Genomic DNA, 19,586 nt, shown 5'->3' on the forward strand with positions numbered 1-19,586 from the left:
TGGGCGGGCCTCACGGTACTCCCCCAACGTCGAAGGTCAGTCAGATCTCCGGGATGTTCTCCTTGAAAATCACCTGCAGCCTCGGCTGGTGCGGTTCGTAGGGCAGTGCCCGGACCGCATGGGTCAAGGTGTTGAGCGCTTCGCGAGCTTCGACGCGCGGGTTCTGGTCGATGACCGCGTCAAGCGTGCCGTCGAGCAGAAGCTCCTTGGTGCCTTCGGTTACCTCATGGCCAAGGAAAACCATCGACTGCGCGCGGCCGCGCTCCTTGAGCGCGCGGGCAATGCCGGTATTGCCCGCGCCGACATTGTAGATCGCGGCCAGATCGGGGTGTCGCTCCAGAAGGGCTGATGCCTCCGAATAGGCCTTCTCGCGGTCGTCAAGCATCTCGCGCATCTCGACGATCTCCAGATTGGGCGATTCCTCGGCCAATATGTGGCGAAATCCCATCTCGCGTTCCTCATGGCCGCGATAGGAGAGCGAACCGGCGAACAGCGCCACCTTCCCGGGACGTTCCGACCCCATGAAACGGTTCAGCAGGTAGCCGGCCAGCCGCCCGGCGGCCCGGTTGTCGATGCCGATATATGCGACCCTTGGCACATGCAGGATATCGGAGGCGATGGTCACCACCTTGACGTCGTTGGCCGATAGCGAGCGGATCGCCTCGCGCACCGTCGGATGGTCGAGCGCGATGACGCCGACGCCCTGCGTCTGGCCGCGCAGATCCTGCAAAAGGCGTGCGAGCCGGTCGGGATTGAAGCCCTCTATGGTGGCGATGTGGACGTCGAGATCGGGCCGCGCCAAGGCCTGCGCCTCGATGTGGCGGTGCAGCATCTTGATGAAGGAATTGGTGCCGGCCGGTAGCGCGAAGTCGAGCCGGATGACGTCGCCGGGCAGGGCGCGCGGCGACGTCCCGTTCGGGCCTTCGGCGATGTAGCCAAGACGCTGTGCCATTTCGAGCACGATTTCGCGCGTGCGCGCCCTCACGCCCGGACGGTTGTTGAGAACACGGTCGACGGTGGCGGCGGAAACGCCGGCTTCCCGGGCTATGTCAGTCAGGGTGGAACGCACCGTCTTTCATCTCCTCAATGCATCAGGATCACGCAATGCCGACGCCGGCCGGGCGGCGACTGCTCTTCGCCATCCGCGATTCTGATGGGAAATGATGTATCCGGCCTTGGCCCTTGCGCAAGCCGCCGGGCTAAATCAGATCGCCCGGCAGGATCGCGTCGGCGTGGGAAGATAGATTTCCCATCAAATCGAGGCAGCAGGGGCGCAAAATGGATCTCCGTATGACGCATTTTCCTGCCTTGTTGCGATGTTGTGAGGTGTTTTGATTATTTATGATGTTGACAGCCTTCCCGTACTGCCGTCAATATCCCTCATGGGCTGTGGAGGAAACATTGGCCCTGAGGGAGGAATTCCAATGTCTGATCTGATCCGCATGTCGCGGCGCCGATTGCTGGCGTCCGGAGGAAAGGCGGCGGTGTTCGTGGCCGCCGCAGGTATCGCACCGCAATTCATTCGTCCCGGCCGCGCTTTCGCGGCCGACGCGCTGGCGCCGGGCATGATCGGCGGCCCGACCGGCTTCGAAGGGGCGGAGCGCTATCAGTACGGGCCGGACACGCCGGAGGGACGCGCCATCGAGGCGGTCAAGGCAATGAAGGGCGCCGGCAAGGCGCCATCGAAGATCGTGCTCGGCCTGTCCGATGGTTCGATCGGCCAACTGACCCAGCCTTTCCCGGCCGGAGCACCATCGATCAAGGAACTGTGGGAAAAGGAAACCGGCATCACGCTCGAGATCGTCGGCGTGCCGAATGGCCAGGAATTCACCAAGACGATGCAGGACATTTCCACCAAGGGTGGAGCCTACGACATCTACGCCGTCGAATGGAACCGTCTCGGCGATCTCGCCGAGACCGGCGGCATCCTGAAGCTCGACGACTTCGTCGCCCAGCACAAGCCTGAATGGGACGACCCGGAACGCGGCTATGTCAACGGTGCCAAGGGTGTGTCGCTGCTCAACCAGTATCGCGGCTCGACCTACGGTGTGTCGCTGGATGGCGACTTCCAGACCTGGGTCTACCGCACCGACCTGTTCGGCGACGCGGCCGAGAAGAAGGCATTCAAGGACAAGTTCGGCTACGATCTGGCGCCGCCCAGGACATGGAAGCAGCATGACGAGATCGCCATGTTCTTCCAGCGCCCAGACAAGGGTCTGTTCGGCTCCACCGACATCCGCAATCAGGGCTGGGGCTACACCAACTGGTATCAGCGTTATGTCTCGATGGCCTCGCCCAACCAGTATCTGTTCGGCGATGACGGCAAGCCGCTGATCAACTCCGAGCAAGGCATTGCCGCCACCAGGGAGTATGTCGAGTCGCTGGCGCATCATTCGCCGGACGCGATCTCGTGGGGCTGGCCGGAACAGTATGGGAATTTCGCCAAGGGCGGAGCGGCCATGACCTGCGCCTTCTCCAACCTGCCGAAATTCCTCGACAATGCCGGCAACAAGGATTCGCAGGTGACCGGCAAGATCGGCTCGATGCTGCCGCCCGGCCGCGAGATCGACGGCAAGCTGATCAGCCGTTCGGTGTTGTGGCTCAACCTGTCGGCGTCGGTCTCCTCGCAGGCCAAGAACCCGGAGGCCTGCTACCTGTTCCTGCAATGGCTGGGTTCGAGCCGCATCTATGCCTGGATGACGGCCAATCCGGGTGGCTATTTCGATCCGTTCCGGCTGTCGGACTTTTCCGATCCGCTGGTGCGCCAGACCTACCACGCCTACCACATGGACGTGGTGCGCGAGACGGTCGCGCGCACCGTGCCGACCATCAACTATCCCGGCGCCACCGCCTTCCACAACGCGCTGGACGAAAACCTGGTGGCGTCGCTGACCAAGGCCAAAACGCCTGAGCAGGCGATGGCCGACACCGAGACCGAGTGGAAGAAGATCGCCCGGCGCATCGGTGAGGACAAGCTTCTCGAAGCCATCAAGACCAATAAGGAGGCATGGCCGACCGTTCTCGATCCGATCAGCTGATCCGTCTCCCTGGATCAGAGCCGGAGGGGAGGAGCATCCGCTTTTCCCCTCCGCAACCGACGCCACCAGCAAAGCAGCCAGATGAAGCGTTCCGTCCCCTTCGAGATATTCCGCTACGCCGCGATCCTCGCGGCGATCGCGGTGACGCTGGTGCCGATCCTGTGGATGGTGTCGATGGCCTTCAAGCCGATCGCCGAATGGTCGGCGACGGGGGCTGACCTGACATGGTGGCCGAAGAACCCGACGCTCAGCAATTTCCAGTTCGTGTTCGGCGAATCGACCAACAATCTGATCGTGGCGCTCGACCGCACCGCGCTGAAGCCGATCGTCTCGTCGCTGCTTTCGGCCGTGTTCGGAACCGCGATCGCCATGTCCGCCGGCACCGCGGCGGCCTATGGGCTGTCGCGCTTCGGCTCGGGACAGAACCTGCCGCTGGCGCTGATCCAGCTCAGGCTGTTTCCACCGATGGCGGTAATGATCCCTGTCATGATCATGTGGGCGTTCCTCAATTTCACCGACAGCTGGTGGGGGCTGGCATTGATCTACGGCATCGTCACCTTGCCGTTCGCCTTCTGGTTGATGAAGACGTTTTTCGATGACATGCCGCGCGAGATCGAGGAAGCCGCTCTGGTCGAGGGCTGTTCGCGGTTGCGCGTCTTCACGCGCATCACACTGCCGATGATGCGCGCACCTCTGGCCAGCGCCGCCTTGTTCGTCTTCATCCTCAACTGGTCCGACTATCTCATCGCGCTGCTTCTGACGACACGCGAATGGGTGACGATCCCCGTCTACATGGCCTCGCTATCGTCCTCGATGACCGGGCAGCTCTACGGCGCCAAGGCGGCGCTCGGCCTGATCGCAGCGGTGCCGCCCGTCATCATGGGCATTGCCATCCAGCGCCATCTGGTGCGCGGGCTGACTTTTGGGGCGCTCAAGCAATGAGCGCTGCGACCGCGACGATTCCGGAGGGCGAAATGGGCGCCGCGCGTGCGAAGCCGGCCTTGCGCGATGAAGGGGCAAAGCTGGGCTTCCGGCTGACCTTGCCGGCGCAGATCCTGGTGCTGTTCATCTCGGCCTTTCCGCTCTTGATGCAGCTCTACATCAGCGTCACCGACTGGTCGCCGCTTTCGGGCCTCGGCTGGTGGAACGCCTGGGAGATGTGGAACAGCTTCGCCAACTATACCGATCTCGTCGCCGATGCGCGCTTCTGGAGCGCGCTGAAGCGCACCGCCATCGTCATGATCGTGTGCGTGCCCGCCGAATTCCTGCTCGGCCTGGCGCTGGCGACGCTGTTCGCCGACGATTTTCCGGGAAAGCGCATCTTCTATTCGATCCTGCTGATGCCGATGATGGTGGTGCCGGCGGTCGCCGGCTACATGTTCTTCATGCTGTTCCAGTCCGGCGGGCCGGTGAACGACATATTGTCGTCGTTGACCGGTTCTCCCGTCACCATCGCCTGGCTGTCGGACCCGACCTTGGCGCTGGTGGCGGTGATGATCGCCGACATCTGGCAGTGGACGCCGCTGATGTTCTTGATCCTGCTCGCCGGACTGGTCGGCGTGCCACAGGACCAGATCAAGGCGGCGACGCTGCTCGGCGCCAATCCCTGGCAGCGCTTTACCACTATCGTGCTGCCGAAGATGAAGACCATCATCATCATCGCGCTGGCGATCCGGGTGATCGAAAACTTCAAAATTTTCGACACGCTCTACATCATGACCGGCGGCGGCCCCGGCGTCGCCACGGAAACGATCTCCGTCTACATCTACAAGGTCACCACCCAGGATCTGATCTGGGGCTATGTCGCGGCCATCGCGCTCGCTATCCTGGTGGTGCTGTCCGTCGCGGCGGTGTTCGCCATGAAGCGCATGGCGAAGGCAAGGCAGGTGCCGGCATGAGCGCGATCCGGCTACAGAACCTGGTCAAGACATTCGGCGATTTCACCGCGCTGAAGACCATGGATCTCGAGATCGCCGATGGCGAGTTCATGGCGCTGCTCGGGCCGTCCGGCTGCGGCAAGTCGACGACCATGAACATGATCGCCGGCATGGAAGAGCCGACAAGCGGGAAGATCCTGTTCGGCGAACGCGATATGGCCGGTGTGCCGATGGGCCGGCGCGGCGTTGGTTTCGTGTTCCAGAACTACGCCATCTTCACCCATATGACGGTGCGCCAGAACCTCGCTTACGGACCAAGGATGCGGGGGGCGGCGAAAGCCGAGATCGACCGCCGTGTCGGCGCCATTGCAGAAATGCTGCAGCTGACGCCGCTTCTCAACCGCAAGGCCGACCGGCTGTCGGTCAACATATTGCAGCGCGTGGCGATCGGTCGTTCGGCGATCATGGAGCCTGCGATCTTCCTGCTCGACGAGCCGCTGTCCAATGTCGATGCGGCTTTCCGGGCGATCATGCGCACCGAGCTCAAGCAGCTGCAGCGCCAGTTCCGGCAGACCATGGTCTACGTCACTCACGACCAGCTCGAAGCCATGACCATGGCCGATCGCATCGCGGTAATGGACCATGGCGTGTTGCAACAGGTCGGAACCCCGCTCGACGTCTACAACAATCCGGCCAATGTCTTCGTCGCCCGCTTCATCGGCGCACCGGGGATGAACCTCCTCAAGGGCAGGCCGGCGGAGAGCGACCGTGGGCTGGTCGTCGACCTCGGACCGCTGGGCATCACGCCACCGCTGCCGGACGAACTCGCCCCGGCGGTGAGAGCGGGGCGGGGAGACGTTCTCTACGGCTTCCGGCCGGAGCAGGTAATGCTCGCCGACCGCGGGCTGTCGATGCAGGTGACCTTTGTCGAGCGCATCGGAGCGCGCACCATCGTTCATCTCGGCCACGGAGAGGGTGCGGTGAAGGCGGTCTTCGAGAATGATGTCGGGTTGTCGATCGGGGAAACGGCGATAGTCGCGCCAGAGGCGGCGTCGGTGCGCGTCTTCGATGCTGTCAGCAGCCTTGCGATAAAGGCGGTTTGAACCATGGCCGACATCGTCTTCCGCAACGTCACGAAACGCTACGGCGCAACGCTCGCCGTCGACGATGCCTCGTTCACGGTCAACGACAACGAGTTCTTCTGCTTCTTTGGTCCGCCACTATCGGGCAAGTCGACGATCCTGCGCCTGGTGCTCGGGCTGGAGATGCCGGACGCCGGAGAAATCCTGATCGGCGGCAAGCCGGTCAACGCCGTCTCGCCGGCCGAGCGCAACGTCGCCATGGTGTTCCAGAACCTGGCGCTGTTTCCGCATATGAGCGCGCTCGACAATGTCCGCTTCCCGCTGGTGGAACGCAAAATCGCCGAGCTCGACATCAGGAGACGTGTCGCCGATGTCGCCGCCAAGCTGCATATCGGCCATGTCTTGCATAAGCCGCCAGCGCAGCTTTCGGGCGGTGAACGCCAGCGCGTGGCGATCGCGCGGGCGCTGGTGCGCGATCCCGCCGCCTATCTGATGGACGATCCGATCTCGGCGCTGGACGCGCGGCTGCGCGAGGAAACACGGGTCGAGCTGAAGCGCATCCAGCGCGAGCTTGACAAAACGCTGATCTACGTCACGCACGACCAGGAGGAGGCAATGTCGGTCGCCGACCGCATCGCCATACTGGAGAACGGCCGCATCCGGCAAATCGGCGCTCCGGCAGAGATCTATGACCGGCCGGCAAGCGCCTATGTGGCAAGAATGCTCGGCTCGCCAATGATGAACATCCTGCCTTCGGTGCGGAGCAGAGGCGGCGTCGAGGCCGCGGATGGTGCAATCCGCATCGCCGACGACAAGGCGCCGGCCGATGCGGTCGAAATCGGGCTCAGGCCCGAGGACATCAAGGTCCGCCCCTGGACCGATAGCGAAAAGATGGAAGGTGCGCCAAGCCGTCCGGCACAGGTATTCGAGGTCGAGCCGCTTGGTGGCTACACAGTCGTGACGCTTGCCGCCGGGCAGGCGCGGCTGAGGGCCCTGTTGCGCGGCCAGCCCGAGATCAGGCCCGATGCGATGGTGGCGATATCCTGCGTGTCGGCCAGAGTGCATTATTTCGCTCAAGGCGGAGGCGCGTTGTGACAGCGGCCGCAAGGAAAGAGTTTCGGGAGGAAGACATGGCAGGCAAAGGCTTCGAGCCGGACGTGAGGGTTCGCACCAGGGAATTCAAGATCGGCTGCGTCGGCGCCGGCATGATCATGGCCGAATGCCATCTCGCGGCCTATAAGGAAGCAGGCTTTCCTGTCGTGGCGATCGCTTCGCGTACAAGGGCGAATGCGCAGAAGGTTGCCACGCGTTGGGGCATTCCGACCGTCCACGACACGCCGGAACGACTGATTGAGGATCCGCAAGTCGAGATCATCGACCTGGCTTTCCCGCCGGACCAGCAGCCGGCGCTGATACGCCATGCGCTGAAGCAGAAGCACATCAAGGCGATCCTGGCGCAGAAGCCGCTGGCGCTGTCGGTCGAGGAAGCGGTGAAACTGCGCGACGAGGCGGCGAAGGCCGGCAAGATCCTCTCGGTCAACCAGAACATGCGCTACGACCAGTCGATGCGCGTGCTGAAGCAGATCATCGACAGCGGGGCGCTCGGCGACATCGTCTTCGCGCAGATCGACATGCATGCCATTCCGCACTGGCAGGGCTTCCTCGAGGACTATGACCGGCTGACGCTCGCCAATATGAGCGTGCATCATCTCGACGTACTGCGTTTCCTGTTCGGCGATCCCGATGAAATCACCACACTGACGCGCAAGGATCCGCGCACGACATTCGACCATTCCGACGGCATCACGGTTTCAACCCTGCGCTTCCCGTCCGGCGTGCTGGCCGTGTCGCTGGAGGATGTCTGGTCCGGTCCGCGCCAGCAGGGTTATCGCGACGACCAGCACATCAACTGGCGCGTCGACGGCACCAAGGGCGTGGCCAAGGGTACGATCGGCTGGCCGACCGGTGCGGCCTCGACGCTGACCTACGCTTCGGCTGAGACGACAAGCGGCGAGTGGGTCAGCCCAAGCTGGGACACGATGTGGTTCCCGCATGCCTTCATCGGCGTGATGGAGCAACTCCAGCATGCGGTGAAGACAGGCACACCGCCAGCGCTCTCGGTCGCCGACAACGTCAAGACCATGGCACTGGTGGAAGCGGGCTACCGCTCGATCGCTTCGGGCCGCACGGTCAAGCTTTCCGAAATCTCGACAAACCCGATCAATTGAAATCACTGGCAACTGAATCGCTTACAGGGAGGAATTCACACCATGATGCAGGCAGGTATTTTCACGGGCTATTTCCCGTACGGCCTCGAAGAGACGGCGAAAAAGATCCGCGGGCTCGGTTTCAACACGGTGCAGCTCGACCTGCATTTCAAAGATGTCGATCTCTCGGCCGGGCAGATCACCAAGGAAAAGGCTAAGACGGTGCGCGATGTCTTCCGCGACCACAACCTGCCGGTCTGCTGCGTGTCGGGATACACCAACATCATCCATCCTGACAAAGCGGAACGCGAGAAGCGCGTTGGCTACCTCAAGGAGATCATCCGCAACGCTCGCCATTTCGGCTCGCCTTACGTGATCTCGGAAACCGGCACTTACAACACCGAATCCGACTGGGTGCACCACCCCAAGAACAAGACCGAGGAGGGGTTCGAGGAATGCCGCAAGGTCATCGCCGACCTTGCCCAGACGGCCTACGACCACGGCGCGGTCTTCCTGCTCGAAACCTATGTCAACAACGTCGTCGGCTCGGTCGAGGAGACGGTCAAGATGTTCGCGCAGGTCGACCATCCGGGCCTTGGCCTCTTGATGGATCCGACCAACTATTTCGAGACGCACAACATCGACAGGATGGACCAGATCCTGAACCAGGTGTTCGATACGTTGACGGACAAAATCAAGATAGCGCACGCCAAGGACGTCAAGCGCTCGGGCAGCGACAAGTCGGAAAAGCATGCCGACATCGGCGATGAGGATGCCATGGAAAGCCACACCTTCCGCGGCGTCGGCGAGATCGAACTGCCGGCGCCCGGCCTCGGCTCGCTCAACTACGACCTTTATCTTCAGCGGCTTGCCGAGAAGCACCCGAACATTCCCGTCATCATCGAGCACCTGTCGGAAGACGACGTGCCGCGCGCCAAGAAATTCCTCGACGGGAAGTTCCGCGCCAACGGGCTTTGATGGCTCCAAACAAGGGAGGAAAGAATGTTGAAATTCGCTTGGAAATTGACGGCCGCCGCGGCGGTGCTCGCTGGCGTGGCGCTTGGTTCGGCCGCGCAGGCACAGGACGGCCAGAAGACGTTCTACCTGCTGTCGCATGGCGGCCCGTCGGACGCGTTCTGGATCGACTGGAACGCGGGCGCCACCAAGGCTTGCGACCAGCTCAAGGTGACCTGCAAGATCTCCTTCAGCGGCGGCGACATGGCGGCGCAGAAAGAGGCATTCAACTCGGCATTGGCGGCCAAGCCCGACGGCATCGCCACCACCTCGGCGCAGCCGGGCCTGTGGACCGAAGAGGTCAAGGCGGCGAAGGCCGCCGGCATCCCGATCGTGTTCTTCAACACCGACGATCCGGCGACGGGGCGGCAGGCCTATGTCGGAGCCGACCTGAAGGAGGCCGGCGCGACCTGGGCAAAGTATCTTGTCGACCACAAAATGGTGAAGCAGGGCGACAAGGTCTTCCTGCCGGTCGAGGTTCCCGGCGCCAGCTATCAGCAGCTCGAGACCGAAGGCATCGCCGGCGTTTTCGATCCGCTCGGCATCAAATATGACGTTGTCGATTGCGGCACCGATCCGGCCGGCATCATCGCCAAGATGACCGACTATATGGTCGCCAACAATCCGCCGGCGATCATCGCGCTCGGCGATTCCGTGGCGGCCAGCGTCAAGCGGGTCTTCGACGGCGCCGGCGTGCCGGCCGGCAAAATCCCGGTCGTCGGCTGGGGCAATTCGAAGGAGACGGCGCAAGCCGTCAAGGACGGTTTCGTCAACGCGGCCGCCTGGCAGTACCCATCGGCGCAGGGCTTTATGCCGGTGGCGCTGCTCGGGCTTGCCGCCTCGGGCGAGCCGATCGGCTACGACATCCACACTTTCGGTCTCTACGACGCCTCGAGCGTCGAGCCGATCCTCAAACTCTACGACAAGAAGTGAAATGGATGCCCGCTGCGCCGGCGGCGGGCGCCCTGCAAGCAGCATGGTTCAGAACGTCATGGCAGTCACCGCGGAAGAGGGCGCAACAAGCGCCAGGAGCAGGTCGAGGCTGATGCGCTCGCCGCAATTCTCTTCGTTCATCATCCTCGTCGTCCTTCTCGTGGTGTTCGCGGTCGCGGACGGCAATTTCCTGTCGCCGCTCAACATCTCCAACATGATGGCGTTCCTGCCCGAGCTCGGCATCATCGCGCTCGGCATGACGCTGCTTCTGACGGCCGGCGAATTCGACCTGTCGGTCGGCGCCGTATTCGGCCTGGCGCCGGTGGTGGTGATGCTTCTGGTGCAGAACGGCGGGGTGGATATCGGCGTTGCGCTTCTGGCCGGACTTTTGCTGTGCATCGCGATCGGGGCGATCAACGGGGTGATCGTCACCAAGATCGGCATCTCGTCGTTCCTGGTGACCCTGTCCATGCTGCTGATCGTGCGCGGTGCGGCCCTCTACATCACCCAGGGTTTCCCGCTGAAGTCCTGGGACCAGCCTGGCTTCTTCGTAACGCTGCTTGCCGGCAGCTTCAATATCGGCTCGTTCCGCTTCTACACCTCGCTGTGGTGGTTCGTCGGCCTGTCGCTGCTGGCAATCTACGTGCTGCGCTATGCCAAGCTCGGCAACTGGATCAGCGCCATCGGTTCCAACCGCAACGCGGCGGTGGCGCGCGGCGTGCCGGCGGACGCCGTCAAGATCTGGCTGTTCATCGCCACCTCGGTGCTGGCCGGGCTTGCCGGCATGATCAGCGCCTTTCGTATTTCGGCCGCTTCGCCGGTGGCCGGCACAGGCTATGAGCTCGAAGTGATCGCCATGGTGGTGGTCGGCGGCACGGCGCTGACCGGCGGACGTGGCACCATCCTGGGCACCATCGTCGGCGCGCTGATGCTGCGCGCCATCCGCAACGGCATCGTGCTCGTCGGCGTGCCCGGCCTCGCCTACAACATCTTCGTCGGCGTGATCATCCTCGCCATGCTCATCCTGCACGCTTTGCTGCAGAAAAACGCCGCAAGGAGCTGACGATGATGCAAGAAGTGCTTCGGCTGCAGAACCTGCAAAAATCCTTCGGCAGCGTGCGCGCGTTGAAGAATGCCTCGCTGACGCTGCGGGAAGGCGAGATAGTGGCCCTGCTCGGCGACAATGGCGCCGGCAAATCGACGCTGATCAAGGCGATCTCCGGCGTCTTCCCGGTCGATCGCGGCGACATCTACGTGCGCGGGCAAAAGGTTTCGATCCGCTCGACGCGCGACGCGATGGATCTCGGCATCGAGACCATCCACCAGGATACGTCGCTGGCACCGGATCTCAGCATCGCGCGCAATCTCTTCCTCGGCCGCGAACCGGTCACTTTCAAATGGTTGGGCGTGTTTGCGCCGCTCGATCTCGCCAAGCTGCGCGATGCTGCCTCCTCCCTGCTGAAGCGCGTCGGCATCTCGAAGAAACTCGACGCCGACGCGCTGGTCTCAACGCTGTCGGGGGGCGAGCGTCAGTCGATCGCCATTTCGCGGGCCATGCAGTTCGCCGCCAAGGTGATCATCCTCGACGAGCCGACCAACAATCTCGGCGTCGAGGAAACCCACGGCGTGCTGCGGTTCGTCAAGGAGATGCGTCAGGCCGGCCATTCGGTGCTGCTCATCACCCACAACATCCATCACGTGTTCGAGGTTGCCGACCGCATCATCGTCATGCGCCACGGCGAGATCGTTGCCGAGCAGACGGTCGCCGATACCGATCTGCTGACCGTGGAAAGCCTCATCACCGGCGCCGACCTGTCGGCTCTGATGAAGAGGGCGCAGTGACGGCATGGTAGAGCTTTACGGCAGGACGCTCTCGCGCCGGCAGGTCTCGGAACGCTCAGGCATGCTGTCGCAGTTCGCGGGCGTGCGGCTGATGACGCTCGGCGACGGGGTGGAGCGCGGTATCCGCATGCTGGAGTTCCGCACCGGCTCCGGCCTGCGCTTCACCGCACTCGTCGACCGGGCGCTCGATATCGCCGATTGCGACTTCAAGGGTCAGGCCATCGGTTGGCACTCGCCGAGCGGTTTTCGCAACCCCGGTCTTCACGACTATGAGGGGGAAGGGGGGCTGGCCTGGGCACGCTCCTTTTCCGGCTTGCTGGTCACCTGCGGCCTCGACCATATACTGGGTCGGGAAGAGGTGCCGGCCGAGAACTACAACTATCCCGGCAAGAAGACCGTGATCCATTCGCTGCATGGCCGTGTCGGCACCATCCCGGCGCGGCTGACCGGCTATGGTGAGGCGTGGGACGGCGACCGCTGCGTGCTGTGGGCCGAAGGCATCGTGCAGCAATCGGCGGTGTTCGGCGAGGATCTGCATCTGATCCGGCGGATCGAGGCGGATGTCGGCGGCAACGAGATCCGGCTGTCCGACCGTGTCGTGAACCATGGCTTCAATCGCACCCCGCATATGTATTTCTACCATGTGAATGTCAGTTATCCCCTGCTTGACGAGGGCTCGCGCTACGTGGCGCCAATCCGCGACGTGGTGTGGGCCGGCCATGCCGGGGAGCGCTATGAGGCGCAGAAGGTCGGCTATCGCACCGTGCCGGAACCGCGGATGGGATTCAGCGAACAGGTCTGGCAGCATGAAATGGACGCCGATGGAAAGGGCGAGGTACCTGTGGTGGTGGTCAACGACCGGCTCGGCCTCGGCTTCGAAATGGTGACGCGGAAAGACCAGCTGCCTTGCGCCTATCAATGGCAGAATTTCCAGGCCGGACAGTATGCGCTGGGCATCGAGCCATCGACGCATCATGTGCTCGGCGATCTCGCCGCGCGCGAACGCGGCGAAATGATCTGGCTGGAGCATGACGAAGGCCGGGCCTACGACGCCGTGTTCCGGGTCCTGGACGGCAGGGAAGCGATCGCCGGCGCCGAAGCCAGGATTGCGGCGATCGCCCGCCAGCCCGAACAGGATTATCCTCGGCCTTCCGGCAATTTCCCAAGGCTGGCGGGTCCGGCATGAGCGCGACATGTATTCAAAGCAAGCCCTCCGGCCGGCGGACCGGATTGCGAGCGGTGCGAGAAGTTTGGAGGCCCGTGTGACAACGATGGCAAAAAAGCGGGATTACAGCCTGGTCGGTGAAAGCACCAGGGCCGCGATCGAGACCGGCCTGGCCTCCGCCGAATGGTATCATACCGATGTCCCCCGCAAGGTGATGAAGGAGCTGATGCAGCGTTCCGACGGGCCGGCGATCCGCGACACCATCATCTGGATTGTTGCGATCCTGGCCTCGGCCGCCGGCATCATCTGGTTCTGGGGCTCATGGTGGGTGGTGCCGTTCCTGTTCGTCTACGGCGTGCTCTACGGCTCGTCGAGTGACTCGCGCTGGCACGAATGCGGCCATGGCACGGCCTTCCGCACGCGCTGGATGAACGATGTCGTCTACCACATTGCTTCCTTCATGCTGATGCGCAATCCAGTGCAATGGCGCTGGAGCCATGCCCGCCACCACACCGATACCATCATCGTCGGCCGCGACGCCGAGATCGCCGTCATGCGCCCGCCGGACCTGTTGAAGGCGGCGCTGGCCTTCACCGGCATCCTCGATTTCCGCTATTCGCTGCCGACGCTGGTGCGCCAGGCTTTCGGCAAGCTGTCCGACGAGGAGAAGAGCTACGTTCCGGAAATGGAGTGGGCAAAGGCGGTGACGGCCGCGCGGTGGCATGTCGCCATCTATATCGCGACGATCGCGCTTGCTATCGCGCTGAGGTCATGGATACCGGTTGTGCTGATTGGTTTGCCGCGCCTCTACGGCACCTGGCACATGGTAACGACCGGCCTGCTGCAGCATATCGGGTTGGCCGACAATGTCGTCGACCACCGGCTCAACACGCGGACCGTCTACATGAACCCGATCAGCCGGTTCATTTACTGGAACATGAACTATCATGTGGAGCACCACATGTTCCCGATGGTGCCCTATCACGCGCTGCCCAGGCTGCATGAGCTGATCAAGCACGACCTGCCCGTGCCGAACCCGTCGATGTGGCATGCCTATCGCGAGGTCTGGCCGGTCCTGCTCAGGCAGCTGAAATACGAGGACTATTACCTCAAGCGCGAGCTGCCGCCGACCGCCAGGCCCTATCGCGGTGAGTTCCACGAGGTCGATATGTCGGCGGCCGCCGAATAGCGATCGCGAATTTTTTGCAGGAGACCGATATGGCAGATTGGGTTGAAGCGTGCGCGGTGGACGATGTCGAGGAAGAGGATGTCATCCGCTTCGACCATGGTGGCCGAACCTTCGCGATCTATCGCTCCCCGGACAATGAATTCTTCGCCACCGATGGTTTCTGCACGCATGAGAAGGCACATCTCGCCGACGGGCTGGTGATGGACGACATCATCGAATGTCCCAAGCACAATGGCCGCTTCAACTATAAGACCGGCCAGGCCAAGGGCGCGCCGGTCTGCGTCAATCTCGCGACCTATCCGGTGAAGATCGAGGCTGGCAAGGTGATGATCGAGATCTGAAGCGCGGTGACCGATCCGGCACCGCGGCAAGCAAAAGAGGGACGTTTTGATGAGCCGAAAGAGACCGACCGTTGCCGACCTGCGCGCCATGAAGGGCAAGCGTCAGCTGACCATGCTGCGCGTGCTGACCCTGGACGAGGCGGAAGCCGCCGAGCGGGCAGGGGTCGATATCGTCTCCGTGCCGCCGGAACTCGTGCTCAACCCGCAATACCGCGATGCGGCACCGAGCCTGTTCACCATGCCGGGAGACAATTTCTACGAAATCGGCACATCGGATGATTTCCTGCGTTGGGCTTTCCGGCTCTACAAGGCCGGCGCCGACGCGGTCTATTGCAGCGCGGGCTACGCCACCATCAAGCGGATGGCGGACGATGCCATCCCCGTCATCGGCCATGTCGGCCTCATTCCATCCCGCGCGACGTGGACCGGCGGCTTCAAGGCGGTCGGCAAGACTGCCGGCGTCGCCATGCAGGTGTTCGAAGCGGTGAAACAACTCGAGGCCGCCGGCGCCATCGGCGCCGAAATCGAGGTGGTGCCGGTCGAGGTCGCCAAGGCGATCTCCGAGCGTACCTCGCTGATCATGCTGTCGATGGGCGCGGGCACCGGTTGCGACGCGCAATATCTGTTCGCCGAAGATATCCTTGGGCAGAACCGGGGCCACATGCCGCGACACTCCAAGGTCTATCGCAACTTCGCTGCTGAATATGATCGGTTGCAGGCGGAGCGGGTGGCCGCATTCTCCGAATATGTCGCCGACGTCAACAGTGGCGCCTATCCCGAGGACAGGCATGTGGTGCACATGGACCCGGCCGAGCTACGCCTGTTCCTCGACAAGGTCGGCCGGGGCTAAGGTCGCCTGCCAATTCCCATCGGCAAGTGCGGCATGAAGCGCGTCGGCTTCGATGCCGAGCGGCCGGTCCTCCTTCAGCGCCGGGACGAGCGCACGAATCGCGGTGTGGATAGCGGCCGTGCGCGGTGCCAGCACCAATCCGTCGCGCAGGTCGACGGCCTGGGCGGCGGCCATCAGCTCGAATGCGATCAGCCGCCGCCACAGCGCAATCATAGCGGCGCATTTAGCGATCACCAGCGGCGTCTGCGTGGCAGAGTCCTCGACGCCCTCGGAGACGGGCAGAAAATCGAGCATCACCGGATTGGCCTTGTGGCGGATGGCGGCCAGGATCGATGTCACCGTCTTTTGCAGCGGCACGAAGCCGGCCGACGCGCCGCCGACCGGCGACAGGTATTTCGGCAGGCCGTTGCGGCCCGAACCGGTGAGCTGGATGAAGCGCGCCGCGCTTGCCGCGGCGCATTGCGCGATTGCCAGACCAAGCGTCTCGAAAGCAAGCGACAGCGAGGCGGTGTGAAAATTGCCGGTCGACAGCACCAACTCGTCGTCGCTCAGCACCAGCGGGTTGTCGGCGGCGGCGTTGAGCTCGATCTCGACGGCACGTCTCGCCTGATCGATCGCCTCGATCACGGTGCCATGGATCGAGGGCATGCAGCGGATCGACAGCGGATCCTGCAAGGTGGTCGGCGCCGGCGCCTCGTCGCGGGCCAGCAGATCGTGCAGCGCCTTGGCGGCCTCGGCCTGGCCTGCCGCCGGCCGCGCCAGATGCAGGCGGGGATCTAGAATGGTGCGATTGGCGCCGATGCCTTCCATGGTCAGCGCGCCGGCCTGCTGCTGCTGGGCAAGGGCGGACAGCACATCCGTCACCACAAGCGCGCCGCTGCCCGCGGAAACGGCGGACGCGTTGATCAGCGACAGCCCATCCTTCGGGGCCAGGTCGATGGGGGCCAGGCGAGCCATCACCAGCGCCTTGGCCGCGGGCATGCGCCGGCCCTGATAGTCGGCCTCGCCTTCGCCGATCAGCACGCGGGCGACAGCGGTCATCAGCACGAGATCGCCGGCGCCGATCGAGCCCAGCGACGGCATCACCGGATGGATGCCGGCATTGAGCGTGTCGACCAGGGCGACGAACACTGCGGGCGAAAGGCCGGATCCGCCGACGGCAAGCATCGCCAGCCGGGCAAGCATGGCTGCCCGCACGGTCTCCACCGGCAGCGCTTCGCCGACGGCGCCGCTGCGGCCTTCCAACAACTGGCGCTGGAAGGCGCTGGCGTCGCCCTCGACCGTTGTGCCGAGATTGGCGCCGAGACCCGTGTTGAGCCCGTAGATCTGCTGGCCGGACGCGGCGGCCTTGTCGAGCACTTTCCGCCCCTTCTCCAGCCTGCCGATAATATCGGGCCCAATTTCCACCGTGCGTGCCCCGCGGGCAACGGCGGCGACATCGCCGACGCTGACGCCGGCTCCGGTGAGGATCAGAGCGCTCATGCGAAGCGCAGCCTCTGGCCGATGCCTTGTGCCTGCGCCTTGGCCAGCATTGCCTTGCCGAGCGCGATATCGGATAGCGATAGACCGCGATGCCAGAACAGGATTGTTTCGTCATCGCTTTCGCGCCCTGTTTTCAGGCCGGCGGCGATCTGGCCGAGCTCGGCATGCAGCGTCTTTTCGCTCAGCCGGCCGGTTTCGACATGGGCGCGCAGCGAGCCGAACTTGCCACCCTTGCACTGGCCCCAGTCGTCGACGACCATTTTCTGCATGATGTCGGTCAGCGACAGCTCGACCGCGCTCATCGTGCCATAGGGCACGACCAGCGCACCACGCTTGATCCAATCGGTCTTCAGCAGCGGCTGCGGCTCCGGCAGCCGCGAGGCCTCGATGACGATGTCGGCGCCCTCGACGCAACTTTGCCAGTCGGCCACCGCCTTGACCGGCTTGCCGAGGTCGGCGGAGAGCCTGGCGGCAAAGCCGTCGCGGCTTTCCGGCCGGCGCGAATGGACGCGGATCTCGTCGAAGTCGAAGAGGTGGTCGAGCAGGCGCACGTTCCAGTAGGCCGTGCCGCGCGCGCCGATATGGGCAAGCACCTTCGAATTCCTGCGCGCCAGATGCCTGGCGCCGATAGCGGTGACGGCGCCGGTGCGCATGTCGGTGATGACGGTGGCGTCGAGGATGGCGCGCGGCGCGCCGGTGCGTGGATCGAACAGATTGAGGATACCGAATTCGGAGGGCAGGCCGTGCAGGTAGTTGTCGACATAGTCGCCGACGATCTTCACGCCCGCGGCATCGAGCGGCGCTACATAGCCGCGCAAAACATTAAAATGGCCGTGAAAGGAGGGATCAGGCTCAAGATGAACGCGCGGCTCGATCACCGTCTGGCCGTTGCCTTGTGCGACCAGGCCGGTCTCCACGGCGTCGAGGATTTCGGCGTCGGTCATGGCAAGGGCATCGATGTCGAGGGCGTTGAGATAGTCGATATAGATAGGCTTCATGCGTGCACGTTCCTCGGCCGCCCCGTTCATCCATAACAGGCCGCGCCGCGACACGAAAGTTTGTTGGCTCTTGTCTGGACGACATCCGCCAAATGCTGTTCAAAGCGGTCCGTCATGACTGCCATCCCCGAGATTGAAGCTTCAGCCGACCCAGCCAGGAATTCGCGGCGTGTGGCACTGATCGTCGCCATCGCCTTCTTCATGCAGCTCTTGGATTCGACGATCATCTCGACGTCGCTGCCGCAGATGGGCGCCTCCTTCGGTGTGCCGGCGGTGGCGATGAGCATCGGCATCACCATCTATATGCTGACCATGGCGGTGTTCGTGCCGCTGTCGGGCTGGCTCGCCGACCGGTTCGGCGCGCGCAACATCTTCCTGGTGGCGATCGCACTGTTCATGCTGGCTTCGCTCGCCTGCGGCTTCTCCGAGAATCTCACCGAGTTCGTGGCGGCGCGCGCCGCGCAAGGGCTCGGCAGCGCATTGATGGCGCCGGTCGGCCGCATCCTCGTGCTGCGCAACGCGTCGAAATCGGAACTGCTCAACGCAACCGCGCTCATCACCTGGCCGGCGCTGTTCGCGCCGGTGATCGGGCCGGTGCTCGGCGGGTTCATCACCACCTATCTGTCCTGGCACTGGAATTTCTTCATCAACATCCCACTCGGCGCCCTCGGCCTGGCGCTGGTCGCCCGCTTCATCCCCGGCGACCGTGAAGCCGATCCCAAGCGACTTGACTGGCCGGGTTTTTTCCTGACATCGGCGGGACTTGCTTGCCTGCTCTACGGCCTCGAGCGCATCGCGCATCCCGACGACGGCGTGCTGCCGACAGTGCTGCTGATCGCGGCAGGGATCGTCATCGGCTGGCTGGCGGTGCGGCATCTCCGGCGCGCCCCCCATCCGCTGCTCGACCTGTCCTCGTTCAAGGTGCTGACCTTCGCTATCTCGACGCTTGCGGCCGGCACCATATTCCGCGTCGCGATCAACGCCACGCCCTTCCTGCTGCCGCTTTTGTTCCAGGTCGGCTTTGGCATGAGCCCGGTCGATGCCGGCATGATGATCCTGGCCTATTTCCTCGGCAATCTCGGGATGAAGACGGTGACGACGCCGATTCTGCGCCGCTTCGGCTTTCGTTCGGTGATGGTCGTCAACGGCGTCATTGCATCCGCGTCGATCATGGCGTGCGCGGCGATCTCGCCGCAGACGCCGCAGGCGCTCATGGTGGGGCTGATGCTGATCGCCGGCCTGTCGCGTTCCATGCAGTTCACGGCGCTGAACACTCTGGCCTTCGCCGATATCGTCGCAGCGCAGCGCAGCTCGGCGGCGACGCTCTCCTCGATGCTGCAGCAGGTGGCAATGCTGTTCGGTGTGGCGATAGCGGCGGCGATCCTCAATTTGTCGCAGATCGCCAGGGCCCAGCCTGCGCTGGACCTCGTCGATTTTCGAGTCACCTTCCTGGTGATCGGCGTCATCGGGCTGGTGGCGTCGTTCCGTTTCCTGGTGTTGCCGAGGACCGCCGGCGCCGAGGTTTCCGGCCACATGGCCGGGAACTGAAATCGAATCTTCCCATCTAC

General features: G+C 63.5%; 18 protein-coding genes. 15 read left to right on the forward strand and 3 right to left on the reverse strand.

Features of this window, described 5'->3' with window-relative positions:
- Positions 1-40: 40 nt before the first annotated feature.
- Positions 41-1,069 carry a LacI family DNA-binding transcriptional regulator gene (locus LB566_RS11120; protein ID WP_140553779.1) on the reverse strand — a complete coding sequence of 343 codons (1,029 nt, stop codon included), beginning with the start codon at positions 1,067-1,069 and terminating at the stop codon, positions 41-43.
- A 355-nt stretch (positions 1,070-1,424) separates the two neighbouring features.
- Between LB566_RS11120 and LB566_RS11125 the strand changes: the two genes are divergently transcribed.
- The 14 genes from LB566_RS11125 (at position 1,425) to LB566_RS11190 (ending at position 15,538) form a co-directional block, all read left to right on the forward strand.
- The gene (locus LB566_RS11125) at positions 1,425-3,038 is read left to right on the forward strand and encodes an extracellular solute-binding protein (RefSeq protein ID WP_224624441.1); all 1,614 of its coding nucleotides are present in this window, start codon (positions 1,425-1,427) and stop codon (positions 3,036-3,038) included.
- An 81-nt stretch (positions 3,039-3,119) separates the two neighbouring features.
- Positions 3,120-3,980 (forward strand): carbohydrate ABC transporter permease, encoded by an 861-nt coding sequence (locus LB566_RS11130; RefSeq protein ID WP_224624442.1) that lies wholly within the window; start codon positions 3,120-3,122, stop codon positions 3,978-3,980.
- Positions 3,977-4,936 (forward strand): carbohydrate ABC transporter permease, encoded by a 960-nt coding sequence (locus tag LB566_RS11135; RefSeq protein ID WP_224624443.1) that lies wholly within the window; start codon positions 3,977-3,979, stop codon positions 4,934-4,936. The genes LB566_RS11130 and LB566_RS11135 overlap by 4 nt, the downstream gene beginning before the upstream one ends.
- Positions 4,933-6,018, forward strand: a complete 1,086-nt coding sequence (locus LB566_RS11140; RefSeq protein ID WP_224624444.1) for an ABC transporter ATP-binding protein — start codon at positions 4,933-4,935, stop codon at positions 6,016-6,018. The genes LB566_RS11135 and LB566_RS11140 overlap by 4 nt, the downstream gene beginning before the upstream one ends.
- A 3-nt stretch (positions 6,019-6,021) precedes the next feature.
- Positions 6,022-7,092, forward strand: a complete 1,071-nt coding sequence (locus tag LB566_RS11145) for an ABC transporter ATP-binding protein (RefSeq protein WP_224624445.1) — start codon at positions 6,022-6,024, stop codon at positions 7,090-7,092.
- A gap of 35 nt (positions 7,093-7,127) precedes the next feature.
- Positions 7,128-8,225, forward strand: coding sequence for a Gfo/Idh/MocA family protein (locus LB566_RS11150; protein WP_224624446.1), 1,098 nt, complete (start codon positions 7,128-7,130; stop codon positions 8,223-8,225).
- A gap of 42 nt (positions 8,226-8,267) precedes the next feature.
- Complete coding sequence (locus tag LB566_RS11155; RefSeq protein WP_140553790.1) at positions 8,268-9,182, forward strand: sugar phosphate isomerase/epimerase family protein; 915 nt, start codon at positions 8,268-8,270, stop codon at positions 9,180-9,182.
- Positions 9,183-9,206: 24 nt separating this feature from the next.
- Entirely contained in the window at positions 9,207-10,151 is a 945-nt protein-coding gene (locus tag LB566_RS11160) for a substrate-binding domain-containing protein (RefSeq protein ID WP_224624447.1), read from the forward strand.
- A gap of 58 nt (positions 10,152-10,209) precedes the next feature.
- Positions 10,210-11,214, forward strand: coding sequence for an ABC transporter permease (locus tag LB566_RS11165; RefSeq protein WP_224619455.1), 1,005 nt, complete (start codon positions 10,210-10,212; stop codon positions 11,212-11,214).
- 2 nt (positions 11,215-11,216) lie between these two features.
- A complete protein-coding gene (locus LB566_RS11170; protein WP_224624448.1) occupies positions 11,217-11,993 on the forward strand; it encodes an ATP-binding cassette domain-containing protein in 777 nt (258 codons plus the stop codon).
- A gap of 4 nt (positions 11,994-11,997) precedes the next feature.
- Positions 11,998-13,179: an aldose 1-epimerase family protein gene (locus LB566_RS11175; RefSeq protein WP_224624449.1), complete on the forward strand. Its 1,182-nt coding sequence runs from the start codon at positions 11,998-12,000 to the stop codon at positions 13,177-13,179.
- An 85-nt stretch (positions 13,180-13,264) separates the two neighbouring features.
- Positions 13,265-14,347, forward strand: a complete 1,083-nt coding sequence (locus tag LB566_RS11180) for a fatty acid desaturase family protein (protein WP_224624450.1) — start codon at positions 13,265-13,267, stop codon at positions 14,345-14,347.
- Positions 14,348-14,376: 29 nt separating this feature from the next.
- The gene (locus tag LB566_RS11185) at positions 14,377-14,688 is read left to right on the forward strand and encodes a MocE family 2Fe-2S type ferredoxin (RefSeq protein WP_140553799.1); all 312 of its coding nucleotides are present in this window, start codon (positions 14,377-14,379) and stop codon (positions 14,686-14,688) included.
- Positions 14,689-14,737: 49 nt separating this feature from the next.
- Complete coding sequence (locus LB566_RS11190) at positions 14,738-15,538, forward strand: 3-methyl-2-oxobutanoate hydroxymethyltransferase (protein ID WP_224624451.1); 801 nt, start codon at positions 14,738-14,740, stop codon at positions 15,536-15,538.
- On the opposite strand, the gene hutH is transcribed toward LB566_RS11190, so the two are convergent.
- Together hutH and LB566_RS11200 are read right to left on the reverse strand one after the other, a co-directional pair.
- On the reverse strand, positions 15,503-17,020 hold the full coding sequence (gene hutH, locus LB566_RS11195) for a histidine ammonia-lyase (RefSeq protein WP_224624452.1): 1,518 nt from the start codon (positions 17,018-17,020) through the stop codon (positions 15,503-15,505). The two genes, LB566_RS11190 and hutH, sit on opposite strands and share 36 nt — an antisense overlap.
- The gene (locus tag LB566_RS11200; RefSeq protein WP_224624453.1) at positions 17,017-18,018 is read right to left on the reverse strand and encodes an ornithine cyclodeaminase family protein; all 1,002 of its coding nucleotides are present in this window, start codon (positions 18,016-18,018) and stop codon (positions 17,017-17,019) included. The genes hutH and LB566_RS11200 overlap by 4 nt, the downstream gene beginning before the upstream one ends.
- 114 nt (positions 18,019-18,132) lie before the next feature.
- Between LB566_RS11200 and LB566_RS11205 the strand changes: the two genes are divergently transcribed.
- On the forward strand, positions 18,133-19,566 hold the full coding sequence (locus LB566_RS11205; RefSeq protein ID WP_224624454.1) for a DHA2 family efflux MFS transporter permease subunit: 1,434 nt from the start codon (positions 18,133-18,135) through the stop codon (positions 19,564-19,566).
- The last annotated feature ends 20 nt before the right edge of the window (positions 19,567-19,586 follow it).

Origin of the sequence: Mesorhizobium sp. CA13 (genome assembly GCF_020165235.1) — a bacterium.
Classification (GTDB): Bacteria; Pseudomonadota; Alphaproteobacteria; order Rhizobiales; family Rhizobiaceae; genus Mesorhizobium.